Below are 26,035 nucleotides of genomic sequence, written 5' to 3'. Positions count from 1 at the left end.
CCGCCGTTCGGCCTCCGACGGCCCGTCAGGCCCGCCGCCGGCTCACCGTCCGACCCGCGCCGCCCGCCACTGCTCCCAGGCCGCCAGCCACAGCTGCTCGCCCATCCGCTGCTCCCCGCGCTCGCCGCGCTCCCCCCGCCGGACCTGCCGCCAGGCGCGCTGCGCCGGCACGCTCGCCACCTCGCTGGCGAACACCGTGTACCGGATCGACTCCTCCACCGCGGCGTCGCCCTCCGGCGTGCCCACCACCCAGTGCGTCACCTGGGAGAGCCGGCCCAGCTGTTCGACCATCGCGGCCACCGCCTCGGCCGCCTCCGCCCGGGTCTCCGAGGCCAGCCGCATCTGCTGGCGCACCGCCGTCTCCCAGCGCAGCGCGCCGGCCTCCGCGTGCGCCCCCCGGAGCGGCCGGGGCGGGCGCCCGGAGCGCAGCCGCGCCTCCAGCGCGGCGGCCTCGCTGATGCCGTGCGCGATCACCGCCCGGTGCGCCTCCAGCCCGGCGACCGGGGAGAGTTCGCGCTGCTCCACCGGCAGGTGCCGGGCGCGGCGGACGGCCAGCTCGCGCAGCAGCGCGGTGCGGCCGCTCAGGTAGCGCTCGTGGTCCCCGATCCGCGCCAGCTCGACGCCGCCCGGCGGCACACCGCGCCCGCAGACCGTGACGGTCAGCCCGTCCACCCGGAACCGGCCCGCCCAGACCGGTTCGGTCCCGCCCATCGGGCAGCAGCCGGGCAGCGCCGCGCCGGACCACAGGCCGCGCCGGTCCTCGTGCACCTCGACGGCGCGCGGCTCGCCGTCGACGGTGATCCACTCGCGCAGCGCCCGCACCCGGCCGGGCGTGTCCCCCTCGTCGACGCCGAGCTGTTCGTAGACCCGGTCGCGCTCGTCCTCGACGACGTCCTCCAGCTCGGGCAGCGGCTCGAAGCGGTCGGCGCCCGGCCGGTGGGTGCGCACCGTGACGTAGGGGCCGTCGGCCGAGGTCCAGTCGCCGAAGCCGACCTCGATCCAGCCGGGCGCGGCCCACGACCCGGGGTGTCCGGCCCGCTCCGCCTCCGGTCCGGCGCCCGCGGCGGCGCCGCTGTCCGTCCCGTAGGCGACCAGCGCGCCGCCGGCCGGCCCCGGCACGGGCGCGACGCCGTACACCGGGAAGTCGGCCGCGACGAGGGTGCGGCGGGCGAACTCCTCCTGGACCGCCAGGAACTCCTCCAGGTCGCCGACCGGGCGCCCGTCCGGGCGCCTGCCCGGGGACCCGGACGGGTGCCCGTCCGGGTGACCGTCGAGATGGCCGTCCAGGGGTTCACCCGGGCGGTGGTTCGGGCAGTCCTCCGGACCTCCGCCCGGGCGGTCGCACGGGTCCACCGTCCCCGCACCGTCCCCGTACCGGCCGTCCCGGCCCCCTCCGCTCGCCCGCGTCATCCCGCGCCGCACCCCCTGTCCTCGCCGCCCTCACCGGGCCGTCGGCACCGTGCCGTCGACACCCGGGCAACGATACGTGGCCCGACCTGCCGGGTCATCAGGCCCTTTGCCCGCCGGGCGGATCGGCCGTCCCACCGGACGGCCGCGTCCGGGGCGCCGCTGTCGGTCCCCGTCCCTACGCTGGCGGGCATGACAGCAAGCACACCCGTCCCGGCCCGGCTCAGCGTCGTCACCCTGGGTGTGAGCGACCTCGACCGCAGCGCCCGCTTCTACGAGGCGCTCGGCTGGCACCGCTCCGCCGCCTCCAGCCCGGACATCGTCTGGTTCCGCACCGCCGACTCGGTGCTCGGCCTCTACCCGCACGAGGAGCTGGCCGCCGAGGCGGGCGTACCGTCCGTCGGCGAACCGGCGTTCCGGGGCGTCACCCTCGCCGTGAACCTGGAGTCGCCGGCCCTGGTGGACACCGCCCTGGAGACGGCGGTGGCGGCCGGCGCCGTCGTGGTCAGACCGCCGACGGCGACCGGCTGGGGCGGTTACTCCGGGTACTTCGAGGACCCGGACGGCCACCTCTGGGAGCTGGCCCACAACCCCTTCTTCGCCTTCACCGAGGACGGCTCGCTCGACCTGCCCCGCTGAACGGCGCGGCCGCGGATCAGCCCTTGGAGCGCGCCTTGAACGCGGCCTTGCGGGCCTCCTTCGCCACCGCCCGGTCCGGGTGCAGCTCGCCGACCGCCTCCAGCACGTCCGCCGTGTACGGGTGCTCGACCCGCCACAGCTCGCCGAAGTAGCCGCCCGGCTCGTCGGTCACCGGCAGCTCGGCGACCAGGTCGCGCAGCTGGTCGGGATCGCCGCCGGTGTCCAGCAGCTGCGCCGCGAAGGCGTCCACGACCGTCCACAGCGCCATCGCCCGGTCCGGCGCGGGCACGTCCGCCACGCCGAGCGAGACCAGCCAGGCCCGCGCGCCGCCGCCCAGCTCCGGGTCGTCCAGCACCTCCCGGACGGCCGGCTCGGCGGGCGCGCCGAGCAGGGTCAGCGCCGAGTGGCAGAGCAGCCGCCGCATCGGGGCGTACGCGTCGGTGCCGCGCGCCGCCGCGAGCAGCTCGCGCGCCGCCGCCACCGGCTCCCGGCCGGCCACCCAGACCTTCAGCTCCTCCTCGGGCAGCACATTGGCGGCCTCGCTGACCCCGCGGAGCAGCTCGGCGGCGTCGCCCCGGGCCAGGTCTCCGACCAGCGGCGCGTCGTAGCCGTCCTCCAGCAGCCACTGCCGGATCCCGTACTGGCCCAGCGGGGTGAGCCGGACCAGCCCGAACCGGGCGGACTCCGCCTCGTCCAGCTCCGCCGGCTCCGCCCGGTCCGCGGGCCCGGCCGGCCCTTCCTCCTCCTCGTCGAAGAGCTCCGGGTCGATCGGCCGGTACTCCAGCAGGCCCAGCTCGGCGAGGTCGGCGAGCATCGGGTCCAGGGCGACCATCACATCGGTGATGTCGCCGAGCAGCTCGTCGCTCGGCTCCTCCCCCTCCGGGACCACCAGCAGCGCCGCCAGCACGCCCAGCGGCACCGTCTCGTGGCCCGGCTCGGCGAAGGCGGTGGTCTCGTACAGCACCTGGAGGGCCTCGTCGAGCAGCTCGGCGGCCTCGTCGCGGGCGTCCTCGACCTCGTTCAGGCCGTCCTCGTCCGCGTCCTCCGGCCGCTCCCCGTCCTCCGCCTCCAGCTCCTGGGAGTCCGCCTCCACCGCCAGCTCGCGGACGATCCCGGCGGCCGTCAGCCACAGCTCCAGGACGGTGTCGGCGTCGCCCGCCTCGGCCGGCTCCAGGTCCGGGCCGGGGACCGCGACGTGCTCGCCGGCCGCCGTGGTGCCGATCTCGACCAGGTCCAGGTCACAGGCCAGCGACCAGGCGCGCATCGCCTCGACCACCGCCTCCTCCGGCGCGTCCCCCTCCGCGGGGGCCAGGCCCAGCAGCCGGGCGGCCGGGGCGCGGTCCGGGCCGGTGAGGTCGCCGAACTCGTCCACCGCACGGTGCGGCGCCGCCCAGCGGGCCAGCGCCAGCGCCCACCCGAACATCGGGACGGCCTTCGCCAGCTCGGCCAGCTCCGGCTCGGACGGCAGCGTGACGGGCGGCACCAGCACCGCGGCGTCGTCCAGGTCGTCGTCGTCCAGCCCGTGCGCGGCGAACGCCCCGTACAGATCCTGCAGCTCCAGGTCGGCGGGCAGGACCGCGCCCTCGCCCGGCGCACCCGCCGCCGGGGTGTCGGCGTTCCTACGACGTCGTGCGGCCATCGTTGCGCGTTCTCCCTACGCCGAGCGGTCAGCCGGGCCGGGGCGGTGGAGATCACCTCCGCGTCACCGGTCCACCACCTCAGCGTATAGGCCGGGCACGCCCGATGCCCGGCCGCCAGGGGCGCGCGCCGCAACCGTGCGCCCACCCCTTATCCTTCGAAGTCGGTACCGCGCACAACCCCGCGCGCGCCGACGGGCAACGTAGCCCCCCCCCTCTCAGCTCACCTGCACCACCAGGGAGCCCGCACCGAGGCCACCACCACAGCGCCGCCAGGACGGGCGCGCCGGCACACCCCGCCGACCCGGGTGGTGCCCGGCCACAGGAGACCCCTGCCATGGCGGACCTCTCCCCCGCCGGCTCCGGCCTGCGCACCGCGCAGTTCGACGGACGCCGACTGTCGGAGGCCCTGCTTCCCCTGGAGCTCGCGCCGCGCGCCCAGCTCCAGCTCGCCGCGATCAGCCGCTGGAACGCGCTGCGCGGTGTCCGCGTCGGCCTCGTCGCCGCCGCCCTGCTCCTCATGCTGATCGGCGCCAACCTGGCCACGCCGATCTACTCACTCCTCCAGCAGCAGATGCACCTGACCGCGCTGGACACCACGATCCTCTTCACGGTCTACGTGTTCGCGCTGGTCCCGGTGCTGGCCGTGGTCGGCCACTGGTCCGACCACCTCGGCCGGCGCGCCCTGATCCTGCCCGCCGTGGCGCTGTCCGCCGTCGGCGACGTCGTGTTCGCGACCTCCGGCAGCTTCTGGCAGCTCGCCGCCGGCCGCGCCGTCCAGGGCATCGCCGTCGGCCTGACCACCGGCGCCGCCGGAGCCGCCCTCGGCGACCTGCTGCCCGACCACCCGACCCTGGCCGCCAAGCTCACCCTCGCCTGCTCGGCGGGCGGCGTGGCCCTCGGCCCGGTGGTCGGCGCCCTGCTGGCCGGCGGCTCCGACCCGCTGCTCAGCCCGTTCCTGCTGCACGCGATCGCCCTGCTCGCGCTCTGCGTGCCGCTGGCCCTGGTCCACCCGAGGATGCCCGGCCGCAACCGCCCGCCGGCCGCCCCGCCCCGCATCACCACCCCGGCCCACCTGCGCCCGCAGCGCCTGCGGCTGCCGCTCACCGGCCGCCGCACCTTCCTGCTCGCCGCCGCGGCCGGCTTCATCTCCTACGCGGTCTTCGGCGTCTACCTCAGCCTGGCCCCGGCCTTCGCCGCCAAGCTGCTGCACACCGACTCCAAGCTGATCGGCGCCGTGGTCGCGGCCCTGCTCCTCGGCTCCTCGGCCGTCGCCCAGCTGCTCGTCCCGCCGACCGCCGACCGCCTGGTCATCGCCCTCGGCATGGCTGGCCTGGCCGCCGGCCTGGCCCTGGTCGTCGCCGCCCAGTACACCGGCACCCCGGCCTTGCTCTTCATCGGCAGCGTCCTCGGCGGCGCCTGCCAGGGCATCGCCTTCCGCTCCCTGTTCACCACCGCCGTCGCCGCGATGAACCCCGAACGGAGGGGCTCCGAGCTCTCCTCCCTCTGGATCATCGTCTACCTCGGCTCCTCCCTCCCCATCGTCGCCGTCGGCGCCCTCGTCCAGGCCTACGGCCTCCTCCCCGCCACCGGCGGCTTCACCCTCCTCGCCGCCCTCCTCTGCGCCGCCCTGGCGATCGCCGTCGCCCGCGCCCCCGAGCACGGCTGACCCGCCGCACAACGCCGCCGCCCCGGAACGGATCTCCGTTCCGGGGCGGCGGCGTCCCATCCCCGGGGCTTCCAGGCGTCCGTCTGATCTCGACACCGCACGTTGAAACGAGAGCTATGGTGGGCCGCTCAGACCGACAGGAAGAGAGCACCATGCAGCACCGTGTCCGCGCCGTCCTCCTCACTCCGAGCGACACCGTGCTGCTGATCAAGCGCATTCGTCCCGGCATCGACCCGTACTGGGTGATCGTCGGCGGCAAGGTCGAGCCGACCGACGCGAGCCCCGAGGACGCCCTGTTGCGCGAGGTGCGCGAGGAGGTCGCCGGCGAAGCCCGGATCGTCAGCCTCCTCCACACCATCGAGAGCGACGACGAGCGCCAGGACTTCTACCTCGCCGCCATCGAGGAGTGGAGCTTCGCGGACCGCAGCGGTCCCGAGTTCAGCCAGGAAGGCCGGGGCGAGTACCTGTTGGAGGAGATCCCCGTGACCACCGAGGCCCTCGACGCGGTCAACCTCCTGCCGCAGGAGATCGCCACGGTCCTCCGCGCGGCCGTCGCACGCGGAGACCTCTCCGCCGCCCGGTAGTCGCGGACACCTCACGCTACGCCTACGCCCCCTCCTCATCGCCACCGCTGCCTGCGCCCCCAAGCGTCCCTGACCAGCACAAACACCGCCGCCCCGAAACATCCGTTTCGGGGCGGCGGCCGGCCTCGCGGGTGACCGGCCCGCCTTCCGATCCTTGAGCGCGGGCCGGTCCGCTCATGGCATCGTCAGCTTGTACGGAAGGCACCCTCGGGCCACACGACCGTCACAGGTAGCTGGGCGGCACGGGCTGCGGCGACAGTGTCAGCGGTTCCCCCACGCCCGCTGCCGGGCCTGCCGTCCCACACGGCGAACAAGTGGTCAGCACGGCGCAGCAACTCGTTGTTGGCGGCTTCGTACGCCTCGCGGTTGGCCTCGGCGAACGGCATGACCACAACCTCGGCGGCGACCTGGTGAAGACGGTCGAACTCGGCTGCGTACGCTGGCTTGACCTTGGTCTCACGATAGTCGGCCGACGGGATTACAGCGATCAGTCGGCCGCCGAGCGAGAGCACCGCATCGGCGAAGATCGAGTCCGCGCCCTTGGCGATGCACGAGACACCGGTGAGACCGTGCTCGGTGTGGTCAGCGAGTAGCTGATCCAGCGCCTCGCGGACCAGGACGACACTCTCTTCGGTGAGGTCCATGTGCCCGGTCACCGCGATCACGGTCATGCCGCTCCCCTTTTGAGTCAGTTCGCCAGTAGCTCGCGGATGCTATCGCGGGCTTCCTTGACGGCCGAGTTCGTGGATTCCCGGACGGTGTGCCGGTAGAGGTTGCCGAGCTGGGTGCGAACCCGGTCGGACTTCGTGAGCGTGGCGGCGGCTACAGCACGGTGGGTCTCCTCAATGGCCCCCGACACGTCGCCCATGAGGAACTGGGCCTCGGCAAGCCCGATCCGGTCGAGTGCGTGAGATCGACCGGCTTCTGCCCCTCGCTCGGCAAGCGCTGCCCGGATGTGGTCGGCGGCAGCCTCGGCGTGGAAGCGAGGGTCGGTGCGAGCAAGATCCAGCAGCCGTCCGCCGGTGACCCCCGAGATCTCGGCTTCATCGAAGTACGCGATCCAGTGCGGTTCGTCCTCGGCGGCGCCGGCCGAAGCAAGCTCTTCCCGGGCCTGGTCGGTTGCCCGCCGGAACGCGGCTACCCGTCCCATCGCGGCGTAGGCCCATGCTTCGCGCGTGCGAAGCATGGCCCGAACCCGGGGGCCGGTATGTCCGCGACTGCCGTCCTGCGCGAGTCGGACGAGTTCGAGCGCGTCGCCGGGCCGGTCGGTGCACAGCATCTGGCGTGCCATGCCGGCCAGGACATTGGCTCCGAACGCACGGTCACCGCCCGCGTGCGTGGAGCGCAAGGCCAGGCGGTAGTAGTCCTGCGCTCGGCGTTGGTGTCCGGAATCCCACATCATGGTCGCTGCGGTACCGGCGAGTTGTGCCATGACGCAGTGGAGGCGTCCCTCGATGTCGGGTCGTTGCCGCTCTTCGAGAGCGGCGGCGATGTCGTTGAGTTGGCCCAGCACCGCCTTGGCCCGCAAGCCTCCGCCGAAACGGTGGTCCCATTGACGGAACGCGACGGCTGCGTGTTCGAGTTGGCCGATGTCGTGGGTCCCGAGGCGGCCCGGACGTCTGCGCTCAGAGGCGAGTGCCGGCGGGACCAGCCACCCTTCGAGCGGGTCCAGGAGAGCGGTCCCGGTGATTGCGGCGCCGGCGAGCAGCCAAGCGGCGGTGCGTCTGTCCATGGTGAGATCAGTTCCGGTGAGCTCTGTGGCCAGTGTGGTCGTCACCTCCGGCCGCCATGGGAAATCAACGTCCGGCGGGCTGACCGCGATCGTATTGGGCATTTCCGCGCTGCACTTCTCCCATGAGCGCGGGGCCAGACCGAGAAAGTTGCCGGGGATGCCCAATCCATCGGCAATACGGGCGATCACCTCGTAAGAGGTGATCCGCTTGGATCCGTCGGACATGATCACGGAGACCTTGCCAGGAGTGAGCTGGCACGCCGCCGCGATGCGGTTCTGGGACAGACCGCCGTACTTCTTGATCAGGCCGAAGGCTGCTGCGAAGTCATGCTCAGCGAGTGCCAGGCGGAGATCCTCGCGTGCGAGCAGCTCGGCTGACAGCCGTGGACCACGGGTCGGGCCGGTGTGCGTCATCGGACACAGCCTTCACTTGGAACATAGCCGGTTACGAATCATCAAGTCCTCTCCTCACAGATGCTATTACCGTCCAGGTAACACCCGACGGGAATCGTCTGAATCTGCTTCCGGTCCGATCCTTATTTGCGTGCGGTCCGCCGCACGATCCGAGAGTTCGGCTGGAGGTTGTGTGCCTGTCACCGTCGCCGTCTCGCCTGTCGGCCCCTGCGGGTCCTGGCGGTTCGAGAAGCCCACGTCCCTCAACCCGCGGGGTGGTCGCTACTGATGAGCGACATCGCTTCGTTTCCGGTGCCGCAGGAGTGGGATGTCATGCCGGACCCGTCGGCCATTCCGGCGGCTCGCCGCCTGGTGGTCGAGATCGCACGGTTCTGGCGGGTACCGCTCTCGGACGAGGCACTGCGTGATGCCGAGTTGTGCACCATCGAACTCGTGGGGATGGCACCCGCTCGGGACCGGCAAGGTCGTGTGGTTCGAGTGCTCGGCGGACCAGTCGGTGACCGGAGACGCACGGCTCGCGGTGCTCGTCCACGCCGCCCAGACCATCTGACCCACTTCAGGCTTCAGCCGCACAGGGCGATTCACCCCCTCGAACCTTCTGCTCAGAGGTGGGCGGAAGTCATGACAGAAGGAGCACCGCGTGGAGAACGACATGAAGAAGCCGACGCCGGAGGAGTGCGGACTTCTGCTCACGGTCCAGGAGTTGACCGCTGTCCAGGACAGGTACGACAGCCTCCGGTCCGACAACGCCGGTTCCTCGGGCGACGCGCCCTGGCCCGGTGGTGACGGCAACCTGACCGACGTCGCGTAGGACCCGGTCATCCCAGGGGCGGGGGTTCACGCACCGAGTGGGCCCCCGGCCCTGAGTCCAACACTTTCCAGGAGGTAGAAGTGGAACACCGCTTGATCACCGCAATCGAGACGGCCCTGGGCTGGGACGGCTCCGAACCGATCGGCGCGGGCTTCGCGCTCGGGCGGATCGAGGACGACGCGCTGCTGTCGCGCATCCTCACCCCGAACAAGCTGCTCGACATCGCCATGCGGCGCAGCCTCAACCGGCCGCAGTTCCGGGCCTTCCAGAAGGGCGAGGAAGTCCACCCGGCCATCTACTTCACCGATACCGTCAGCCCGCGCGGACAGTCCATCCCGATGGCCAACATGCACCGTCTCGGGGACCTGCTCCGGCAGGGGGCGACGCTGATCATGGACCAGGTCAACGTCTTCGACCCCACAATGGAAGTCGCCTGCCGCGCCTTGCAGTGGTGGGCACGCGAGCGGGTGCAGGTGAACGCCTACCTCACCACCAACGCCGCCGAGGGCTTCCCCCTGCACTGGGACGACCACGATGTGATCGTGGTCCAGCTCTCGGGGCAGAAGGACTGGGAGGTCCGGGCCGCGTCCCGGACCGCACCCATGTACCGGGACGCCGACCCGAACAGCGCCCCCAGCGAAACCGTGATCTTCAACGGCACGCTCCACGCGGGCAACGTCATGCACATCCCTCGCGGCCACTGGCACCAGGCCACCCGCACCCGCAGCGGCACCGGTCACAGCCTGCATGTGACCTTCGGCATCACCAAGCGCACGGGCGCGTCCTGGATGGCCTGGCTGGGCGACTGGTGCCGCGAGCAGGAGGTCTTCCGCCGAGACCTCGACCGCACCGGCACCGACACCACACCGCTGGTGGAAGCAGTCACCCGACTCGTCGGCGTTCGCGGACCGGAGAACTTCCTGACCGCCTACGAGCAGCAGACCGCCCCCGGCCGGCAGGTCCCGTTCCTGGACATCTTCGGCGGACTCGACGCCGTGGTGTGCACCACCCACTTCCCGCCCCGGATCACCGAGTACGAAGGCACCGCAGGCGTCACGTCGGCCGGGAAGCAGCTCACCTTCGCCGCCAAGGCGCTGCCTGCCCTCCGACCGCTGCTCAGCGGCCGACCGGTCCCGCTCGAACAGGCGGCGGTGACCGTCGGGGACGAGATCCACGAGGTGGCCGACATCCTGATCAAGGAGGACCTGTGCGCACCGCTGACCGACGAGTTGTCCTCGGGCTACACCGGTCTCGTCACCGTCGCGACATCCTGACCGAAGCCCTGGGGCTCGGCGTCACCACGATCGACACTGCCTCGAACTACCTCCACCACCGATCCCACCGCACCCTCAGTGAGGTGGCCGGCGCCCTGCTCCCGAAATTCTCGATCTCCACCAAGGTCGGCTACTTCAGTGACGGGCACAGCCTCTCCCCGGCACGCCTGCGGGAAGCCGTCGAGACGGTGGTGGCCGACCTCGGCCGTGAACCGGACACGGTCCTGCTGCACAACCCGGAGCACTCCGGGCCGGACGCCCAGGCCCTGATGAAGGCGTGCGCTGTCCTGGCCGATGCGGTGAAACAGGGGTGGTGCGGTTCCTGGGGGATCTCCACCTGGGATCCGCGCCCGCTGATCGGCCTCGATGCGCTCCGCCCAGATGTCCTCATGGTCCGCTCGGGCCTCCTGGTCAGCAGCAGCGTCCTCGACGCCGCAGAAGCGTTGGTGACCGCGTGGAGGCCGACCCGGGTGCATGGGATGAGTCCCTTCGGCGGCAGTGCGACCGACCCTGTGTGGCAGAAGATCGACCCGAGGGTGTTCCTGCGGTCGTCTGACGCCACACCGGTGCAGGCGGCGTTCCGGGTCGCCTTCGCACTGCCCGAGGTGGAGGCGGTGGCGGTCGGTACCGATGACGCCGAGCACCTGCGGGAGCTTTGCGGCGGACTGGAGCACGAGATCGACACACATGCCCTCCAGGCTTACCGGCAGCTCCTGCGCCAGTCCGCCTGAAGCTCCTTCACCACCTGCTCCGCCAGTGCGCGGGCTCCCTCAAGGCGGGGGTCCTCAGGATGTGCGTATGGCCCGAGGATCTTCGCCGCGACGAACAGCGTCATCAACTGGCCGTCCCGGCTCTCGAAGTCGGCGCTCCGTTCGGCGCGGACGTGGGTGGCCAGTGCAGGTACCGCGAGAGACGCGGCCCATAGGGTGGCGGAGTCCAGGCCGCGTGGGGCCATGCCCCAGTCCTCCCAGTCGAAGAGACAGAACTCCGGAGCCGTCACGTTCGCCCAGTTCAGGTCCGCGTGTGCCGGGTGCCACTCGTCCACGGTCGTGTCGACGTGCGGGAACACCTGGCGGATCGTTCGCGTCACCAGGTCCTGCGTGATCGTCTCGGTGTCGGGCGTGGCGATCCGGTTCGTCCGCTGTCGCGCCAGCGAATCCAGGGAGGCGTTCAGCTGCGCCCACCAAACGGGAGACAGCTCGGGCACGTCCACCACCACCGCGGGCCCCACTGGTTCGGACGGCAGGAGCCGGGTCTCGTCTGCCCGCCACATCACCGGCTCGGCGTCGTCCCGCCAGGCGACACCTGCCAGCCAGGCGGGCTTCGCGATGCCGCTCAGCGCCTCGGCCGACGGCGTGCCGTCCCCGCCCTGGGCGCCGATCCGTTCCAGCCCGCGCCGTTCGATCCGTACCCACGTGCCGCGTTCGGTGCGGGCGCCCACGGATCGGCGCTTGCGAACCATCGACGCCCGGTCGAGCCGGGTGCCCAACGCGGTCTCGGCGCGTTCCAGCACTTCATCCACGGACACCCGGCGCAGATCCGTCATGGGGCAAGGGTAGCGGGAGTCACCCAACGCCTCACGCTGCGTCAAATGACGTGATGCGTTCCGCGCTCAAAGAGAAGATTGCGACCCCGACGGTGCGGGAACGGGCCTGCGCCGGCCTCGCACGAGCGCGGCCCGCGGCGGTCGGGAGCGGCGCTTCCGTGACGGCCCGGGGTGTCGCACGCGCACGCGCCGCCCTGCGGGGAGCGAGAGCACCGCATGTCGAGATCCCTCCCTCGGTGGCGACTCACGGGTGAGCGGTGCACGTGAGCGCCGCAGCCGAGGAGGGATGCGCGATGCAGGAGCTTGTGCAGCGGGCCGTTGACGAGATGGTGGAGTCGGGCGAGGAGCTGGGGATCCAGGTCGCGGTGTACCGGCACGGGGAGCTGGTGGTGGACGCGGTGGCGGGGGTCGCGGATCCGGGGAGCGGGCGGCCGGTCGGCTCGGACACCCCGTTCTACAGCGCCTCCACCGGCAAGGGGGTGACCGCGACGGTGGTGCACGTGCTCGCGGAGCGCGGGGTCCTCGACTACGACCGGCCGATCGTGGAGCTCTGGCCCGAGTTCGGTGCCCACGGCAAGGGCAAGGCGACCGTTCGCCACGCGCTGACCCACTCCCTCGGCGTCCCGGCGGTGCCGGCCGGCCTCACGGTGCGGGACCTGGCCGACTGGGACGGGATGTGCGCGCTGATCGCCGGCTCCGAGCCCTGGTGGGAGCCCGGGACCAGGACCGGCTACCACGCGATGACCTGGGGCTTCGTGATGGGCGAGATCGTGCGCCGGGCCACCGGCAAGCCGATCTCGCAGGTGCTCGGGCAGGAGGTGGCCGCACCGCTGGGCATCGCCGACGAGCTGTACTTCGGTGTCCCGCAGTCCGAGCTCGGGCGGCTCGCCCGGCTGGAGGAGGCGCCCGGTACCGCCGCGATCATGGCGGCGATGCCCGCCGACCTGCCGTTGTTCAGGGCCACGCCGCCCGCCGTGACCCCCGGCGCCGCGTACGGCAACGACCCCGTGGTGCTCACCTCGGACATCCCCTCGGGCGGCACGATGTCCGCCCGCGCGGTGGCCCGGATGTACGCCGCGCTGCTCGGTGAGGTGGACGGTGTCCGCCTGGTCTCGGACGAGCGGCTGCGCGAGGTCACGGCCCTGGCCACGGACGACGTCGACCAACTGATCGGCTTCCCGGTGCCGCGCGCGCTGGGCTGGAACCTCGGCCGGCCCGGGGCCGACCTGCGGCGGACCCGGAGCACCTTCGGCATGCCCGGCATGGGAGGCAGCGCGGCGTACGCCGACACCACGACCGGGACCGCCTTCGCGCTGACCAAGAACCGGTTCTTCCCCGGGCCCTCCACCGCGGTCGACCGGATCGGCGAGCTGGTCGCGAAGGTCACCGGGAGCTGACCGGGAGCTGAAACCGCGCGGCCCCTTCCCCCGGAGAAGGGGAAGGGGCCGCGCGAGAACGACAGGCCTCAGACGTTGAAGCCGAGGGCGCGGAGCTGCTCGCGGCCGTCGTCGGTGATCTTGTCGGGGCCCCACGGCGGCATCCAGACCCAGTTGATGCGCAGGTCCTGGACGAGGCCGTCGGTGGCGGTCTTGGCCTGGTCCTCGATGACGTCGGTCAGCGGGCAGGCCGCCGAGGTGAGGGTCATGTCGATGGTGGCCACGTCGGACTCGTCGATGTGGACGCCGTAGATCAGGCCCAGGTTGACGACGTCGATGCCCAGTTCGGGGTCGACGACGTCCATCAGGGCCTCGGTCAGGTCCTCGACGGAGACGGTGCCGGCGCTGGTGCCGACCGGGCCGGACGCGGTCTCCTCCGCGGGGGAGGTGGTTTCGTCGCTCATGGGTGGTTCTCCTCCTCTGCGGGGTCAGTCGGTGACGGCGGGGTGCTCGGCGAGGGCCTTGGCGGTGGCGTCCTTCCAGGCCATCCAGCTGAGCAGGGCGCACTTGACCCGGGCCGGGTACTTGGAGACGCCGGCGAACGCGACGGCGTCCTCCAGCACCTCCTCGTCGCCCTCGCCCTGGCCCTTGCTCTGCATCAGCTCCAGGAAGGCCTCCTGGACCGCCTGCGCCTCGCCCACGGACTTGCCGACCACCAGGTCGTTCAGCACCGAGGCACTGGCCTGGCTGATCGAACAGCCCTGCGACTCGTACGAGACGTCGGCGACGGTGCCGCCGTCGAGCTTCACCCGCAGGGTGATCTCGTCGCCGCAGGTCGGGTTGACGTGGTGCACCTCGGCGTCACCGTCGCGCAGCCCCTTGCCGTGGGGGTTGCGGTAGTGGTCCAGGATGATGTCCTGGTACATCGAGTCGAGCTTCATGATCGCGTGCCCCGTCCCGTCAGCCGAAGAAGTTCCGGACGTGGTGCAGGCCGTCGATCAGCGCGTCGACCTCGCCCGGCGTCGAGTACAGGTAGAACGACGCCCGCGTGGTCGCCGGAATTCCGTACCGCAGGCAGACCGGCCGCGCGCAGTGGTGGCCGACGCGCACCGCGATGCCCTGCTCGTCGAGCACCTGGCCCACGTCGTGCGGGTGGATGTCGCCCAGCGTGAACGAGATCGCCGCGCCGCGGTCGACGGCCGTGCGCGGGCCGATGATCCGCAGGTCCGGGACCTCCAGCAGCCGCTCGACCGCGTACGCGGTGATGGCGTGCTCGTGGGCGGCGATCCGCTCCATGCCGATGCCGGTCAGGTAGTCGACGGCCGCGCCCAGCCCGACCGCCTGGGCGATCGGCGGGGTGCCGGCCTCGAACTTGTGCGGCGCCGGGGCGTAGGTGGACGAGCCCATGGTGACGGTCTCGATCATCTCGCCGCCGCCGAGGAACGGCGGGAGGTCCTCCAGCAGCTCCTGGCGGCCCCAGAGCACGCCGATGCCGGTCGGGGCCAGCATCTTGTGACCGGTGAAGGCGACGAAGTCGGCCTCCAGCGCCTGCACGTCCAGCACCATGTGCGGCGCGGCCTGCGAGGCGTCGATCACGACCAGCGCGCCGACGTCCTGCGCCTTGCGCACGATGGCCTCGACCGGGTTGACCGTGCCGAGCAGGTTGGAGACCAGGGTGAAGGAGACCACCTTGGTCTTCTCGGTGATCAGCTCGTCGATGTTGGACAGGTCGAGCCGGCCCTCGTCGGTCAGCCCGAACCACTTCAGCTTCGCGCCGGTGCGCTGCGAGAGCAGCTGCCACGGGACGATGTTGGAGTGGTGCTCCATCTCCGTGATGACGATCTCGGACTCGGCGTCCACCCGGTAGGGCTCGTCGGCCCAGCCGAGCATGTTGGCGACCAGGTTGAGCGACTCGGAGGCGTTCTTGGTGAAGATCACCTCGTCGCGGCTCGGCGCGTTGATGAACGCCGCGACCTTGTCGCGGGCGCCCTCGTACAGCGCCGTGGCCTCCTCGGCGAGCACGTGCACGCCGCGGTGGACGTTGGCGTTGTGCCGCTCGTAGTAGGCGTTCAGCGCGTCGAGCACCTGGCGGGGCTTCTGCGAGGTGGCCGCGTTGTCCAGGTAGACGAGCTGCTTGTCGTCGTGCAGCAGGCGCTGCAGAACCGGGAAGTCCTTGCGGATCGCGTCGGTGTCGAGCAGGCCCGACAGGACCGCCGACTCGTGCGTACGGGTCACTCGGACGCGCCACCCTTCACGTAGGCCTCGTAGCCCTCCTCCTCCAGCTTGTCGGCCAGCTCGGCACCGCCGGACTCGACGATGCGGCCGCCCGCGAAGACGTGGACCTGGTCGGGCTTGATGTACCGCAGGATGCGGGTGTAGTGGGTGACCAGCAGGGTGCCCACCTCGCCGGTCGAACGCACCCGGTTGATGCCCTCGGAGACGACCCGCAGCGCGTCGACGTCCAGGCCGGAGTCGGTCTCGTCGAGGATCGCGATCTTCGGCTTGAGCAGCTCCAGCTGGAGGATCTCGTGGCGCTTCTTCTCGCCGCCGGAGAAGCCCTCGTTGACGTTGCGCTCGGCGAAGGCCGGGTCCATCTGGAGGGCGGCCATCGCCTCCTTGACCTCCTTCACCCACAGCCGCAGCTTGGGGGCCTCGCCGCGGACGGCGGTGGCGGCGGTGCGCAGGAAGTTGGAGACCGAGACGCCGGGGACCTCGACCGGGTACTGCATGGCCAGGAAGACGCCGGCCCGGGCGCGCTCGTCGACGGACATCTCCAGCACGTCCTCGCCGTCCAGCAGGACGGAGCCGCCGGTGACGGTGTACTTGGGGTGGCCGGCCAGCGAGTAGGCCAGGGTGGACTTGCCGGAGCCGTTCGGACCCATGATGGCGTGGGTCTCGCCCTGCTTCACGGTCAGGTCGACGCCCTTCAGGATCTCCCGGGGGCCGTTCTCGGCCTCGACGGAGACGTGCAGGTCGCGGATTTCAAGGGTAGCCATGTGTACTCAGGACTCCTGGTTGACGGAGACGAGCACATCGTCCCCTTCGATCTTTACGGGGTAGACAGCGACCGGCCTGGTGGCGGGCAGGCCGGAGGGCTTGCCGGAGCGCAGGTCGAAGCTGGAGCCGTGCAGCCAGCACTCGATCATGCAGTCCTCGACCTCGCCCTCGGAGAGCGAGACGTTCGCGTGCGAGCAGATGTCGTTGATCGCGAACACCCCCTCGTCGGTGCGGACGACGGCGACCGGGACGCCGTTGAGGTCGACGCGCTTGGGCACGTCCTCGGCCAGTTCGCTCAGCGCGCAGGCGCGAAGGAAGCTCATCGGGCTCAGACCGCCGATTCCAGCTCGGCCTCGATCTTCGCCATGAGGTGGTCCTGGATCTCGGCGACGCCGATCTGCTGGACCAGCTCGGCGAAGAAGCCGCGCACCACCAGGCGACGGGCCTCGTCGGCCGGGATGCCGCGGGCCTGCAGGTAGAAGAGCTGCTCGTCGTCGAAGCGGCCGGTGGCGGAGGCGTGGCCGGCGCCGACGATCTCGCCGGTCTCGATCTCCAGGTTGGGGATGGAGTCGACCCGGGCGCCGTCGGTGAGCACCAGGTTGCGGTTGTGCTCGTAGGTGTCGGTGCCCTCGGCGGCGGCGCGGATCAGCACGTCGCCGACCCACACGGCGTGCGCGTCCTGGCCCTGCAGCGCGCCCTTGTAGACGACGTTGGAGCGGCAGTGCGGGGTGTCGTGGTCGATGACCAGCCGGTGCTCCAGGTGCTGGCCGGCGTCGGCGAAGTAGAGGCCGAACAGCTCGGCCTCGCCGCCGGGGGCCGCGTAGTTCACCCGCGGGTGCAGGCGGACCACGTCGCCGCCGAAGGTGACGACGACGGACTTCAGCGAGGCGTCGCGGCCGATCAGCGCGGTCTGCTGGGCGGCGTGCACCGCGTCGCGGTCCCAGTCCTGGACGGAGACGAAGGTGAGCTTGGCGCCGTCGCCGAGCAGCAGCTCGACGTTGGCGGCCCGGGTGCCGGTGCCGGTGTGGCCCAGCACCACGACGGCCTCGGCGAACGGCTTGACGTCGACGACCACGTGGGCGAAGCGGGTGCCGCCCTCGCCGTGGACGTCGATCCGCACCGGCTCGGTGAGCACCGTCTCCTTGGGGACGGTGACCACGAGCGCCTGCTCGAAGGCGCTGAACGCCTGCGCGGCGACCCGGTCGACCGGCTTGCCGGCCTTGCCGAGGCGGGCGTCGTCACGGCCGACGGTCTCGGCGGTGACGCCCTCGGGCAGGCTCAGCTCGACCTTGTCCTCGCCCTTCGCGGCCGCGGCCGCGGTGCCGTCGTGCAGGCCGCCGAGGCGGTGCAGCGGGGTGAACCGCCAGTCCTCCTCGCGGCCGGTGGGCACCGGGAAGTCCGCGACGTCGTAGGACGGCTCGACCGCGACGCGGGCGTCGATCGGCTGCCGGACGCGGTCCCGGCCGGTGCCGGGACCGGCCAGCTGGGCGCCCGCGCCGGCGGTGCCGACCTCGATCGAGCCGGCGGTGGTGGAGCCGGTGGTGTTCGCAGCGACATTCAAAGGCGTGTCAGCCATGGCTGTTCGTTGTGCTCTCTTCCTGAAAAAAATGTCGATGGACGGCGGGCGGCGGCGGGTCAGCCGACGGAGCCCTCCATCTGCAGCTCGATCAGCCGGTTCAGCTCCAGCGCGTACTCCATCGGCAGCTCGCGCGCGATCGGCTCGACGAAGCCGCGGACGATCATCGCCATGGCCTCGAACTCGGTCATGCCGCGGCTCATCAGGTAGAAGAGCTGGTCCTCGCTGACCTTGGAGACGGTGGCCTCGTGGCCCATGGACACGTCGTCCTCGCGGACGTCCACGTACGGGTAGGTGTCCGAGCGCGAGATCGTGTCGACCAGCAGCGCGTCGCAGAGCACGTTGGACTTGGCGCCCTTGGAGCCCTCGCCGATCTCGATCAGACCGCGGTAGGAGGTGCGGCCACCGCCCCGGGCCACCGACTTGGAGACGATGTTGGAGGAGGTGTTCGGCGCCATGTGGACCATCTTGGCGCCGGCGTCCTGGTGCTGGCCCTCACCGGCGAAGGCGATGGACAGGGTCTCGCCCTTGGCGTGCTCGCCCATCAGGTAGACGGCCGGGTACTTCATGGTGACCTTGGAGCCGATGTTGCCGTCGATCCACTCCATGGTCGCGCCCTCGTACGCCACGGCGCGCTTGGTGACCAGGTTGTAGACGTTGTTCGACCAGTTCTGGATGGTCGTGTAGCGGCAGCGGCCGCCCTTCTTGACGATGATCTCCACGACCGCCGAGTGCAGCGAGTCGGAGGAGTAGATCGGCGCGGTGCAGCCCTCGACGTAGTGGACGTAGGCGTCCTCGTCGACGATGATCAGCGTCCGCTCGAACTGGCCCATGTTCTCGGTGTTGATCCGGAAGTAGGCCTGGAGCGGGATGTCGACGCGCACGCCCTTCGGCACGTAGATGAAGGAGCCGCCGGACCAGACCGCCGTGTTCAGCGCGGCGAACTTGTTGTCGCCGGCCGGGATGACGGTGCCGAAGTACTCCTTGAACAGCTCCGGGTGCTCGCGCAGCGCGGTGTCGGTGTCCAGGAAGATGACGCCCTGCTCCTCCAGGTCCTCGCGGATCTGGTGGTAGACGACCTCGGACTCGTACTGGGCGGCGACGCCGGCGACCAGGCGCTGCTTCTCCGCCTCCGGGATGCCGAGCTTGTCGTACGTCGCCTTGATGTCCGCCGGCAGGTCCTCCCAGGACTCGGCCTGCTTCTCGGTGGAGCGGACGAAGTACTTGATGTTGTCGAAGTCGATGCCGGACAGGTCGGAGCCCCAGGTCGGCATGGGCTTCTTCCCGAACAGCTTGAGGCCCTTGAGACGCAGGTTCAGCATCCACTCGGACTCGTTCTTCTTGGCCGAGATGTCGCGGACGACGCCCTCGTTGAGTCCGCGCTTGGCGGCGGCGCCGGCCACGTCCGGGTCGGCCCAGCCGTACTCGTACGTGCCGAGGCCTTCGAGCTCGGGGTGCGAAACGGTGTCAGTCATGCGGCTTCCTAACGCGCGGACGCTGAATCTTCGGTGGACGTACCGGCAGTCGGCGCGGCACCGGTGTCCCGGCCCGCGGCGGTGCGCAGGGCGGGCGACGATGCGGCACCGGGTGCCGGCACATAGGTGGTGCAGACCCCGTCGCCGTGGGCGATGGTGGCCAGCCGTTGCACATGGGTGCCCAGCAGCTGGGAGAAGACCTCGGTCTCCGCCTCGCACAGCTGCGGGAACTGCTCGGCGATGTGCGCGACCGGGCAGTGGTGCTGGCAGAGCTGGGCGCCCGCCGGGGCCTTCGCCGCGGCCGACGGGACCCGCCGCACCGTGGCAGCGTACCCGGCGGCACTCAGTGCCTGTGCGAGTGCCTCGGTGCGCTCCCCCTCCTCGGCGGAGCGCAGCGCCTCCAGGTACTTCTCCGCCTGGCGGCCGAACCGGGCCCGGGCGAAGGCGGCGACCGCCTCCTCGCCGGCCTTGCCGCCGCCCACCGACTCGGAGATCCAGCGCAGCGCGTCGGCCGCGAGCTGGTCGTACTCCTGGTAGAAGGCGTCGCGGCCGCCGTCGGTGAGGGCGAAGACCTTGGCCGGGCGGCCCCGGCCGCGGCTGCCGTACACCCGCTGCTCGCGGGACTCGACCAGGCCGGCGGCGGCCAGTCCGTCCAGGTGACGGCGGACGGCGGCGGCGGTGAGGCCGAGGCGGCTCGCCAGGTCGGCGGCGGAGGAGGGGCCGTGGTCCAGGATCGAGCGGGCGACCCGGTCGCGGGTGGCGCGGTGGCCGTCCAGCAGCACCTCGGCCGCCGTCGCGGGCACGGCGCAGCCGGGGGCCGACTCGGCCTCCTGCTCCGCGGGGTGCTCGCGCATGTTTTTCACAACACCAGTGTTGCGTAATTACTTCCGGCAGGACAAGCCGTGATGCAGGCCTCACTCGTGGCATCTGTCACGCAGGTAAGCCTTACCTGACCAGCGGATGAAGTGATCAAGCCCAGTGTGCAAACGGCCTGTTGGGGCCTCTTAGACTCACCCGTATGCAATCCGAACCCGCGGTCCAGATCACCGGGCTGGTCAAGCGCTACGGGGACAGGCCCGCGGTGGACGGTCTCGACCTCAGCATCGCGCGCGGCGCCGTCACCGCCGTTCTCGGCCCCAACGGCGCCGGCAAGACCACCACCATCGAGACCTGCGAGGGATACCGCCGCCCCGACGCCGGCACCGTCCGGGTCCTCGGCCTCGACCCGGTCGCCCAGGGCGCCGAGCTGCGCCCCCGGATCGGCGTGATGCTGCAGTCCGGCGGCGTCTACGCGGGCGCCCGCGCCGTCGAGATGCTCCGGCACACCGCCAGGCTGCACGCCCACCCGCTGGACGTCGACGCGCTGGTCGAGCGGCTCGGCCTCGGCTCCTGCGGCCGCACCGCCTACCGCCGGCTCTCCGGCGGCCAGCAGCAGCGGCTCGCCCTCGCGATGGCCGTGGTCGGCCGCCCCGAGCTGGTCTTCCTGGACGAGCCCACCGCCGGCCTCGACCCGCAGGCCCGCCGCGCCACCTGGGAGCTGGTCCGCGACCTGCGCCGGGACGGCGTCACCGTGGTGGTCACCACCCACCACATGGAGGAGGCCGAGCAGCTCGCCGACCGGGTCGCGATCGTGGACCGCGGCCGGGTGATCGCCGAGGGCACCCCGGACGAGCTCTGCCGCGGCGGCGCGGAGTCCACGGTGCGCTTCGACGGCCCGCCCGGGCTGGACCTCGCCACCCTGCTCAAGGAGCTGCCCGAGGGCGCCACGGCCGCCGAGACCTCCCCCGGCAGCTACCGCGTCGAGGCGCCGGTCGACCCGCAGCTGCTGGCCGCCGTCACCGCCTGGTGCGCGGCCGGCGGGGTCCTGCCCGAACGGCTCTCGGTGCAGCGCCACAGCCTCGAAGACGTCTTCCTCGACCTGACCGGACGGGACCTGCGTTCATGACGACCACCGACTACGCCGACTACGCGCCGAGGCCCGGTGCCGCGCCGGTCGGCCGGATGCTGCTCGCCCAGACCGCGTTCGAGACCCGGATGCTGCTGCGCAACGGGGAACAGCTGCTGCTCACCGTGGTCATCCCGACCGTGCTGCTGGTGCTCTTCTCCGCCGTGGACATCGTCGCCGTCGAGGGGCCCGGCAAGCGGGTGGACTTCCTCGCCCCGGGGCTGCTCGCGCTCGCGGTGATGTCCACCGCGTTCACCGGCCAGGCGATCGCCACCGGCTTCGAGCGCCGCTACGGCGTGCTGAAGCGGCTGGGCGCCAGCCCGCTCCCCCGCTGGGCGCTGCTCACCGCGAAGACCGGCTGCGTGCTGGTCACCGAGGCGCTCCAGGTGGCGCTGCTGTCGGTGATCGCGCTGGCCCTCGGCTGGTCCCCGCAGGGCAACCCGCTGGCCGTCGCCGCGCTGCTGGTGCTCGGCACGGCCGCGTTCTCCGGGCTCGGGCTGCTGATGGCCGGCACGCTGCGCGCGGAGGCGACGCTGGCCGCCGCCAACCTGGTGTTCGTCCTGCTGCTGCTGGCCGGCGGGGTGGTCGTGCCGCTCGGCAGGTTCCCCTCGGCCGTGCAGTCGGTGCTGGAGCTGCTGCCGATCGCCGCGCTCTCGGAGGGCCTGCGCGCCGTGCTGCAGAACGGTGCCGGGACGCCCTGGTCCGACCTCGGCGTCCTGGCCGTCTGGGCGGTGGCCGGGCTCGCGGCCGCGGCGCGCTTCTTCCGCTGGGAGTAGCGGCCGGCCCCGTCCGACGCGGCGGCCCCCGGCTCGGTCACCGAGCCGGGGGCCGTCGTCGTCCGCCGTCCGGGGTGCTCCGGATCAGCCCTCGGTGCCGTCGCCGCGGCGGCGGCGGGCGAGCAGCAGGAGCGCGCCGCCGAGCAGCACCACGCCGCCGCCGACGGCCGCGATGACCGGGGTGGCGTCGCTGCTACCGGTCTGCGCGAGCGCCGGCGCGACCGGGGTGGGCGTCGCGGTCGGGGTCGGCGTCACCGTGCGGCTCGGGGTGGGCGTCGCCGTACGGGTGGGCGTGGGCGTCGGCGTCGGGGTCGGGGTCACCGTACGGGTCGGCGTGGGCGTCGGCGTCGGCGTCGGCGTCGGAGTGGGGGTCGGCGTGGGGGTCGGGGTGGGCGTGGGCGTCGGCGTCGGCGTGGGCGTCGGCGTCGCGCAGACCGGGATGGTCTTGGTCTCGGTCTTGTTCCAGTCGCTGTTCTTCGGGTCCTCGGTGGTGGTGACCACGAGGGTGGCGTCCACCGGCGCGCTGTGCGCCGCGACCGGGAAGGTCTGGTGGAACTCCTTGCCGAACTCCTTCTGGTCGAGCAGCTTCACACCGTCGATGCTCAGGCTGACGGCGTTCTTGATGCCCGTCTCGGTACTGTAGTTGGTCAGGTCGACCACGATCTTGTCGCAGGTGATCTGCCAGGCCGGCACATGGGCCGAGGCGCTGGTCGCCAGCGCCACCGGCAGCAGGACGGCGGCGGCCGCCGTCCCCACGATCGCCGCGCCGCTTCCGACCACTGTCTGCCGCCGCTGTCGAGCCATCTCGTTGTCCCCTCCGAACGGTCTGGTGCAGCAGGCGTGTTGAGTGGAACAGCGGTGGCCCGCTACGACTGTCCGGGGGACTCTACCGGCACTCCCGCACCCCTCCACACCCCGCTGCGCGGCCGGATTTCCTCTATCCGTCCGCATCCGCGTGTGCATCGGCAGCCCATCACACCCGCCGCCTCGGACGACACCGCTTCGGCCAACGTGGAATGAACTCTGTCACAGTGGCCGAAAAGAGCGGCCCCCGGTGATCGCTCGCGATCACCGGGGGCGCCCGATCGGGCAATCCGGGTCAGTCCGGAATCGGCCCGCGGTGGAGTCAGGCCTGGCCGGCCGCCTTGCGCCGGCGCGCGACCACGACCAGCGCGCCACCGGCGGCGATGACCACCGCGCCGCCGATCGCCAGCGGCACGACCGGGCCCGAGCCGGTGTGGGCGAGACCGCCCCCGGCGTCGGCCTCGGCCGACGGGCTCGCCGAGGCGCCCGGCGCGGCGGCCGCCCCGGAGGCCGACGGGCTCGCCGAGGCGCCCGCGGACGGCTTGGCGGAGCCCGGCGCGGACGGGCTGCCCGAACCGCCCGGCGTCACGGACGCGCCGGGGGTGCCCGGGGTGGCCGGCGTGCTCGGCGTCCCGGTGCCGCCCGGCGTGCTCGGGGTGGTGCTCGCGGACGGCGTGGTGCTCGGCACCACGACCGGCGGGGTGGTGGCCGGGGTGGTCGGCGGCGTGGTGGGCGGCGTGGTGGTCGGCAGGCAGCCGGTGAACGGGTAGTGGTGCGTCTCCGCACCGCCCTTGCCGGTCAGCGACTTGACGATGACCGAGCCGTTCACCGGGGCCGCGGAGCCGAGGTCGAACGCGGCGTTCGGTGCCAGCACGGTGCCGGACCACGCGGCCGTGCTGCTCTTGACCACCTTGGTGGCGGTCGGGAAGTTCCAGAGCAGCTTGGAGCGGACGGCGCCGCCGTGCGCGCTCTGCAGCTTGTCGTCCAGGACGTAGGCCTTCTTGCCCTCGTCCCACAGGTGGAAGCCGGTGGTCTTCGCGGCGGCCTGGTCGTACGACGAGCCGGTCACGGTGACCACGGTGACCGCGCCGGCCGGCACCTTCACGAAGATGTCGGTGGCGCCCTGGAGGGTGGCGGCGGAGACCGTGAAGCTGTTGAACTTGGCGTCGCCGCTGGTGAGGTGGAGCTCCTTGCCCTTGGCCTCGACCGTGGCGCCGGCGGTCTGCGGCAGCCCCGCCAGGGTGGTGGCGACGGCGCGCGCCTTGGCGAACTCGGCGGCGAAGTCGATCGGCGAGCTGCCCTGGCCGACGGCGCCCTGGTGGGCCTGGATCACGTCGGCGGCGGACTTCGAGCCGTAGACGCCGTTGCCCTTCATCACCTGGGTGTTGCCGCCGGAGAGCTTGCCCGCGACGACCAGCGCGTTGCCGCCGGGCAGCGCCTTGACCTGGTCCGGGGTCAGCTCCTGGCCGACCGAGAAGCCGCCGGTGAAGTCGGCATTGCCGCCGACCGCCACCGCACCCTCGGCGTCCGGCGTATGGGTGTCGTCGCCCTCGACGAACTCACCGTAGAGGTTGGCGACCCCGAGGCTCAGGCACTGGTTCGGGTCGGCGGCGTGGGCGGCGGCCGGGGCGACGAGCCCGGCCAGAACGAGAGATCCACCGAGCGCGAGCGCTGCGGCGGGAACGGATATGCGCATGTGCAGGTTCTCCGCTTACGTGCGGGGGGTGGGAGGGGTCCACCTGAAAAAGGTATGGACCAAACCGCACTCTTTCGGCCAAACGGGTGATTGGTCAAGACCAATGCCCGCGTTGCCCGAACAGTCCTTTTTGCGCCCTCTTTACGTTCCACGGGTTTGCCGCTATGTCGACACGGGAAGACTCGCCGGTTCAACCCGAACGGCACCGCCCGCCCCGCCCCAAGATCGGCTGTAAGGCCGCATACCATGGACGCCGTGCCTAACACCACCCCCTTCTCCCTGCTCGCCGAGCGCTGGCAGCCCTCCGCCGCCATGGTCAAGCGCGCCGCGTTCGCCGCGCTGGTGATGAGCGTGGTGATCGTCGTGACCGGCGGCGCCGTCCGGCTCACCGCCTCCGGCCTCGGCTGCACCACCTGGCCGCGCTGCACCGACGAGAGCCTCACCCCGACCGCCGAGATGGGCTTCCACGGCGTCGTCGAGTTCACCAACCGGATGCTCACCTACGTGCTGAGCGCCGCCGTCGGCTGGGCGATCCTCGCCGCGCGCTGCTCCCGGCCCCGACGGCGCGGCCTGACCAAGCTCGGCTGGGCCCAGTTCTGGCTGGTGATGAGCAACGCCGTGCTCGGCGGCATCACCGTGCTGACCGGTCTCAACCCCTACACCGTGGCCCTGCACCTGATCGCCGCGATGGGCCTGGTCTGGGTCGCGACCCTGATGTGGGAGCGGAGCAAGGAGGGCGACGGCCCGGCCCGCCCGCTGGTGGCCGAGCCCATCAGGCGGCTCAGCCAGGTCCTGGTCGTCGCGATCGGCCTGCTGGTCGCCGCCGGCACCCTGGTCACCGGCGCCGGCCACCACCCCGGCACGCCCAAGGACAACAAGATGGTCCCGCGCATCCCGCTGGACTACGACCGCCTCGCCCAGGCCCACGCCGACCTGGCCTTCGTCTCGATCGGCCTCTCGATCGCGGTGATCTTCGTGTTCGCCGCCGTCAAGGCGCCGCCGGCCGCCAAGGCCCGCGCCCGCGAGCTGCTGATCGGCCTGCTACTCCAGGCCGTGATCGGCTTCGCCCAGTACTTCACCGACGTCCCCGAGATCCTGGTCGGCCTCCACATGCTCGGCGCCACCCTGATCTGGATCGCCGCCCTGCGCATCCCCCTCGCCCTCCGCACCCGCGAGGGCGCCCCCGCCGACGCCCCGGCCGCGGCCCGCACCCCCGAACCCGCGGCCGCCTGACGGCCCCCGCGCACGCCGAAGGGCCCCGGTCGCATCGACCGGGGCCCTTCGGCGTGCGCGCGCCGGGCGGGGTCAGCCGCCGAGCTGGATGCCGGCCATGCGCTTCCACTCGTAGGCGCCGGTCTTGACCTTCAGGCCCAGCTCGCCCTCGAAGTCGGCGTGCAGCGTGATGCCGGCCAGCTCGGCGGCGCGGCGGCCGATCGCGTGGCTGGGCGCGACCTGGTCACCCCAGGTGCCGTCGGCGCCGACCACCACGATCCGGGTGGCGACCGAGCCGACGTACTCGACGACGCCGTCGGCGCTGCCGCCGTGCTGGGCGGCGAAGGCGGTCAGGTGCTTGGCGATGCGCTTGGCGCGGCGCTCGGCGCGGGCGTCCGGGGCGGCGGTGGTGGCGGTCTCTGCGCTGCTCATGCCCGCATGCTACCCAGCGGTAGGGGAGCTGGC

The 26,035-nt window shown here is 72.0% G+C and carries 26 protein-coding genes; 10 read left to right on the top strand and 16 right to left on the bottom strand.

Going from position 1 to position 26,035, the window contains the following annotated elements; translation table 11 throughout:
- Window positions 1-42: 42 nt before the first annotated feature.
- Window positions 43-1,410: a hypothetical protein gene (locus tag ACFC0B_RS22620; RefSeq protein ID WP_376088483.1), complete on the bottom strand. Its 1,368-nt coding sequence runs from the start codon at window positions 1,408-1,410 to the stop codon at window positions 43-45.
- Between the two features lie 189 nt (window positions 1,411-1,599).
- Between ACFC0B_RS22620 and ACFC0B_RS22615 the strand changes: the two genes are divergently transcribed.
- Window positions 1,600-2,046, top strand: coding sequence for a VOC family protein (locus ACFC0B_RS22615; RefSeq protein WP_376088480.1), 447 nt, complete (start codon window positions 1,600-1,602; stop codon window positions 2,044-2,046).
- Between the two features lie 16 nt (window positions 2,047-2,062).
- Here ACFC0B_RS22615 and ACFC0B_RS22610 read toward each other — a convergent pair whose 3' ends face one another.
- Window positions 2,063-3,685 (bottom strand): hypothetical protein, encoded by a 1,623-nt coding sequence (locus ACFC0B_RS22610; RefSeq protein ID WP_376088477.1) that lies wholly within the window; start codon window positions 3,683-3,685, stop codon window positions 2,063-2,065.
- A 335-nt stretch (window positions 3,686-4,020) separates the two neighbouring features.
- Here ACFC0B_RS22610 and ACFC0B_RS22605 point away from each other — a divergent pair, with 335 nt between their 5' ends.
- A complete protein-coding gene (locus ACFC0B_RS22605) occupies window positions 4,021-5,352 on the top strand; it encodes an MFS transporter (RefSeq protein ID WP_376088474.1) in 1,332 nt (443 codons plus the stop codon).
- 152 nt (window positions 5,353-5,504) lie between these two features.
- Entirely contained in the window at window positions 5,505-5,936 is a 432-nt protein-coding gene (locus ACFC0B_RS22600) for an NUDIX domain-containing protein (protein WP_376088471.1), read from the top strand.
- A gap of 185 nt (window positions 5,937-6,121) precedes the next feature.
- Here ACFC0B_RS22600 and ACFC0B_RS22595 read toward each other — a convergent pair whose 3' ends face one another.
- Both ACFC0B_RS22595 and ACFC0B_RS22590 read right to left on the bottom strand, forming a co-directional pair.
- Window positions 6,122-6,607, bottom strand: a complete 486-nt coding sequence (locus ACFC0B_RS22595; protein WP_376088468.1) for a hypothetical protein — start codon at window positions 6,605-6,607, stop codon at window positions 6,122-6,124.
- Between the two features lie 17 nt (window positions 6,608-6,624).
- Window positions 6,625-8,082: a hypothetical protein gene (locus ACFC0B_RS22590; protein ID WP_376088465.1), complete on the bottom strand. Its 1,458-nt coding sequence runs from the start codon at window positions 8,080-8,082 to the stop codon at window positions 6,625-6,627.
- Window positions 8,083-8,722: 640 nt separating this feature from the next.
- Here ACFC0B_RS22590 and ACFC0B_RS22585 point away from each other — a divergent pair.
- The 3 genes from ACFC0B_RS22585 (at window position 8,723) to ACFC0B_RS22575 (ending at window position 10,898) form a co-directional block, all read left to right on the top strand.
- Complete coding sequence (locus ACFC0B_RS22585; RefSeq protein ID WP_376089009.1) at window positions 8,723-8,893, top strand: hypothetical protein; 171 nt, start codon at window positions 8,723-8,725, stop codon at window positions 8,891-8,893.
- An 80-nt stretch (window positions 8,894-8,973) separates the two neighbouring features.
- Entirely contained in the window at window positions 8,974-10,167 is a 1,194-nt protein-coding gene (locus tag ACFC0B_RS22580) for a JmjC domain-containing protein (RefSeq protein ID WP_376088462.1), read from the top strand.
- Window positions 10,101-10,898 carry an aldo/keto reductase gene (locus ACFC0B_RS22575; protein WP_376088459.1) on the top strand — a complete coding sequence of 266 codons (798 nt, stop codon included), beginning with the start codon at window positions 10,101-10,103 and terminating at the stop codon, window positions 10,896-10,898. The genes ACFC0B_RS22580 and ACFC0B_RS22575 overlap by 67 nt, the downstream gene beginning before the upstream one ends.
- Here ACFC0B_RS22575 and ACFC0B_RS22570 read toward each other — a convergent pair.
- Window positions 10,868-11,713 carry a hypothetical protein gene (locus ACFC0B_RS22570; protein WP_376088456.1) on the bottom strand — a complete coding sequence of 282 codons (846 nt, stop codon included), beginning with the start codon at window positions 11,711-11,713 and terminating at the stop codon, window positions 10,868-10,870. The genes ACFC0B_RS22575 and ACFC0B_RS22570 overlap by 31 nt on opposite strands.
- 293 nt (window positions 11,714-12,006) lie before the next feature.
- Between ACFC0B_RS22570 and ACFC0B_RS22565 the strand changes: the two genes are divergently transcribed.
- Entirely contained in the window at window positions 12,007-13,110 is a 1,104-nt protein-coding gene (locus tag ACFC0B_RS22565; RefSeq protein WP_376088453.1) for a serine hydrolase domain-containing protein, read from the top strand.
- Between the two features lie 68 nt (window positions 13,111-13,178).
- On the opposite strand, the gene ACFC0B_RS22560 is transcribed toward ACFC0B_RS22565, so the two are convergent.
- From ACFC0B_RS22560 to ACFC0B_RS22525, 8 genes are read right to left on the bottom strand one after another with little or no spacing between them, the layout of a single operon-like run.
- A complete protein-coding gene (locus tag ACFC0B_RS22560; protein ID WP_376088450.1) occupies window positions 13,179-13,553 on the bottom strand; it encodes a metal-sulfur cluster assembly factor in 375 nt (124 codons plus the stop codon).
- 24 nt (window positions 13,554-13,577) lie between these two features.
- Window positions 13,578-14,030, bottom strand: a complete 453-nt coding sequence (gene sufU, locus ACFC0B_RS22555; RefSeq protein WP_376088447.1) for a Fe-S cluster assembly sulfur transfer protein SufU — start codon at window positions 14,028-14,030, stop codon at window positions 13,578-13,580.
- Between the two features lie 19 nt (window positions 14,031-14,049).
- A complete protein-coding gene (locus ACFC0B_RS22550) occupies window positions 14,050-15,297 on the bottom strand; it encodes a cysteine desulfurase (RefSeq protein ID WP_376088979.1) in 1,248 nt (415 codons plus the stop codon).
- A 23-nt stretch (window positions 15,298-15,320) separates the two neighbouring features.
- The gene (sufC, locus tag ACFC0B_RS22545) at window positions 15,321-16,085 is read right to left on the bottom strand and encodes a Fe-S cluster assembly ATPase SufC (RefSeq protein WP_350552684.1); all 765 of its coding nucleotides are present in this window, start codon (window positions 16,083-16,085) and stop codon (window positions 15,321-15,323) included.
- 6 nt (window positions 16,086-16,091) lie between these two features.
- On the bottom strand, window positions 16,092-16,409 hold the full coding sequence (locus ACFC0B_RS22540; RefSeq protein ID WP_030308000.1) for a non-heme iron oxygenase ferredoxin subunit: 318 nt from the start codon (window positions 16,407-16,409) through the stop codon (window positions 16,092-16,094).
- Between the two features lie 5 nt (window positions 16,410-16,414).
- Window positions 16,415-17,662, bottom strand: coding sequence for a Fe-S cluster assembly protein SufD (sufD, locus tag ACFC0B_RS22535; protein ID WP_376088443.1), 1,248 nt, complete (start codon window positions 17,660-17,662; stop codon window positions 16,415-16,417).
- Between the two features lie 59 nt (window positions 17,663-17,721).
- The gene (gene sufB / locus ACFC0B_RS22530) at window positions 17,722-19,137 is read right to left on the bottom strand and encodes a Fe-S cluster assembly protein SufB (RefSeq protein WP_376088440.1); all 1,416 of its coding nucleotides are present in this window, start codon (window positions 19,135-19,137) and stop codon (window positions 17,722-17,724) included.
- Between the two features lie 8 nt (window positions 19,138-19,145).
- Complete coding sequence (locus tag ACFC0B_RS22525; protein WP_376088437.1) at window positions 19,146-19,991, bottom strand: helix-turn-helix transcriptional regulator; 846 nt, start codon at window positions 19,989-19,991, stop codon at window positions 19,146-19,148.
- Between the two features lie 164 nt (window positions 19,992-20,155).
- Between ACFC0B_RS22525 and ACFC0B_RS22520 the strand changes: the two genes are divergently transcribed.
- Both ACFC0B_RS22520 and ACFC0B_RS22515 read left to right on the top strand, forming a co-directional pair.
- Window positions 20,156-21,082 carry an ABC transporter ATP-binding protein gene (locus tag ACFC0B_RS22520; protein WP_376088434.1) on the top strand — a complete coding sequence of 309 codons (927 nt, stop codon included), beginning with the start codon at window positions 20,156-20,158 and terminating at the stop codon, window positions 21,080-21,082.
- Window positions 21,079-21,858: an ABC transporter permease gene (locus tag ACFC0B_RS22515; RefSeq protein ID WP_376088430.1), complete on the top strand. Its 780-nt coding sequence runs from the start codon at window positions 21,079-21,081 to the stop codon at window positions 21,856-21,858. The genes ACFC0B_RS22520 and ACFC0B_RS22515 overlap by 4 nt, the downstream gene beginning before the upstream one ends.
- Window positions 21,859-21,942: 84 nt before the next feature.
- Here the strand turns inward: ACFC0B_RS22515 and ACFC0B_RS22510 are convergent, their stop codons facing one another.
- Window positions 21,943-22,662: an LAETG motif-containing sortase-dependent surface protein gene (locus ACFC0B_RS22510; protein ID WP_376088427.1), complete on the bottom strand. Its 720-nt coding sequence runs from the start codon at window positions 22,660-22,662 to the stop codon at window positions 21,943-21,945.
- A gap of 322 nt (window positions 22,663-22,984) precedes the next feature.
- Window positions 22,985-24,358, bottom strand: a complete 1,374-nt coding sequence (locus ACFC0B_RS22505; protein WP_376088424.1) for a choice-of-anchor A family protein — start codon at window positions 24,356-24,358, stop codon at window positions 22,985-22,987.
- Between the two features lie 246 nt (window positions 24,359-24,604).
- Between ACFC0B_RS22505 and ACFC0B_RS22500 the strand changes: the two genes are divergently transcribed.
- Entirely contained in the window at window positions 24,605-25,591 is a 987-nt protein-coding gene (locus ACFC0B_RS22500; RefSeq protein WP_376088421.1) for a heme A synthase, read from the top strand.
- A gap of 72 nt (window positions 25,592-25,663) precedes the next feature.
- Here ACFC0B_RS22500 and ACFC0B_RS22495 read toward each other — a convergent pair whose 3' ends face one another.
- Window positions 25,664-26,002 (bottom strand): hypothetical protein, encoded by a 339-nt coding sequence (locus ACFC0B_RS22495; protein WP_376088418.1) that lies wholly within the window; start codon window positions 26,000-26,002, stop codon window positions 25,664-25,666.
- Between the last annotated feature and the right edge of the window lie 33 nt (window positions 26,003-26,035).

The organism is Kitasatospora sp. NPDC056184 (genome assembly GCF_042268405.1).
Lineage (GTDB): Bacteria > Actinomycetota > Actinomycetes > Streptomycetales > Streptomycetaceae > Kitasatospora.
Note: the sequence above shows the minus strand (reverse complement) of the source record. Positions and strands in the feature narration are given on the sequence as shown.

Excerpts from the sequence above, each read along its gene's own strand:
- ACFC0B_RS22565 (WP_376088453.1), top strand. The coding sequence starts at position 12,007 with ATGCAGGAGCTTGTGCAGCGGGCCGTTGACGAGATGGTGGAGTCGGGC.
- sufD (WP_376088443.1), bottom strand. The coding sequence starts at position 17,662 with ATGGCTGACACGCCTTTGAATGTCGCTGCGAACACCACCGGCTCCACC.
- ACFC0B_RS22560 (WP_376088450.1), bottom strand. The coding sequence starts at position 13,553 with ATGAGCGACGAAACCACCTCCCCCGCGGAGGAGACCGCGTCCGGCCCG.
- ACFC0B_RS22620 (WP_376088483.1), bottom strand. The coding sequence starts at position 1,410 with ATGACGCGGGCGAGCGGAGGGGGCCGGGACGGCCGGTACGGGGACGGT.
- ACFC0B_RS22595 (WP_376088468.1), bottom strand. The coding sequence starts at position 6,607 with ATGACCGTGATCGCGGTGACCGGGCACATGGACCTCACCGAAGAGAGT.
- ACFC0B_RS22500 (WP_376088421.1), top strand. The coding sequence starts at position 24,605 with ATGGACGCCGTGCCTAACACCACCCCCTTCTCCCTGCTCGCCGAGCGC.
- ACFC0B_RS22520 (WP_376088434.1), top strand. The coding sequence starts at position 20,156 with ATGCAATCCGAACCCGCGGTCCAGATCACCGGGCTGGTCAAGCGCTAC.
- ACFC0B_RS22615 (WP_376088480.1), top strand. The coding sequence starts at position 1,600 with ATGACAGCAAGCACACCCGTCCCGGCCCGGCTCAGCGTCGTCACCCTG.
- ACFC0B_RS22610 (WP_376088477.1), bottom strand. The coding sequence starts at position 3,685 with ATGGCCGCACGACGTCGTAGGAACGCCGACACCCCGGCGGCGGGTGCG.
- ACFC0B_RS22495 (WP_376088418.1), bottom strand. The coding sequence starts at position 26,002 with ATGAGCAGCGCAGAGACCGCCACCACCGCCGCCCCGGACGCCCGCGCC.
- ACFC0B_RS22510 (WP_376088427.1), bottom strand. The coding sequence starts at position 22,662 with ATGGCTCGACAGCGGCGGCAGACAGTGGTCGGAAGCGGCGCGGCGATC.
- sufB (WP_376088440.1), bottom strand. The coding sequence starts at position 19,137 with ATGACTGACACCGTTTCGCACCCCGAGCTCGAAGGCCTCGGCACGTAC.
- ACFC0B_RS22515 (WP_376088430.1), top strand. The coding sequence starts at position 21,079 with ATGACGACCACCGACTACGCCGACTACGCGCCGAGGCCCGGTGCCGCG.
- ACFC0B_RS22540 (WP_030308000.1), bottom strand. The coding sequence starts at position 16,409 with ATGAGCTTCCTTCGCGCCTGCGCGCTGAGCGAACTGGCCGAGGACGTG.
- ACFC0B_RS22570 (WP_376088456.1), bottom strand. The coding sequence starts at position 11,713 with ATGACGGATCTGCGCCGGGTGTCCGTGGATGAAGTGCTGGAACGCGCC.
- sufC (WP_350552684.1), bottom strand. The coding sequence starts at position 16,085 with ATGGCTACCCTTGAAATCCGCGACCTGCACGTCTCCGTCGAGGCCGAG.
- ACFC0B_RS22590 (WP_376088465.1), bottom strand. The coding sequence starts at position 8,082 with ATGACGCACACCGGCCCGACCCGTGGTCCACGGCTGTCAGCCGAGCTG.
- ACFC0B_RS22600 (WP_376088471.1), top strand. The coding sequence starts at position 5,505 with ATGCAGCACCGTGTCCGCGCCGTCCTCCTCACTCCGAGCGACACCGTG.
- ACFC0B_RS22525 (WP_376088437.1), bottom strand. The coding sequence starts at position 19,991 with ATGCGCGAGCACCCCGCGGAGCAGGAGGCCGAGTCGGCCCCCGGCTGC.
- ACFC0B_RS22605 (WP_376088474.1), top strand. The coding sequence starts at position 4,021 with ATGGCGGACCTCTCCCCCGCCGGCTCCGGCCTGCGCACCGCGCAGTTC.
- ACFC0B_RS22505 (WP_376088424.1), bottom strand. The coding sequence starts at position 24,358 with ATGCGCATATCCGTTCCCGCCGCAGCGCTCGCGCTCGGTGGATCTCTC.
- sufU (WP_376088447.1), bottom strand. The coding sequence starts at position 14,030 with ATGAAGCTCGACTCGATGTACCAGGACATCATCCTGGACCACTACCGC.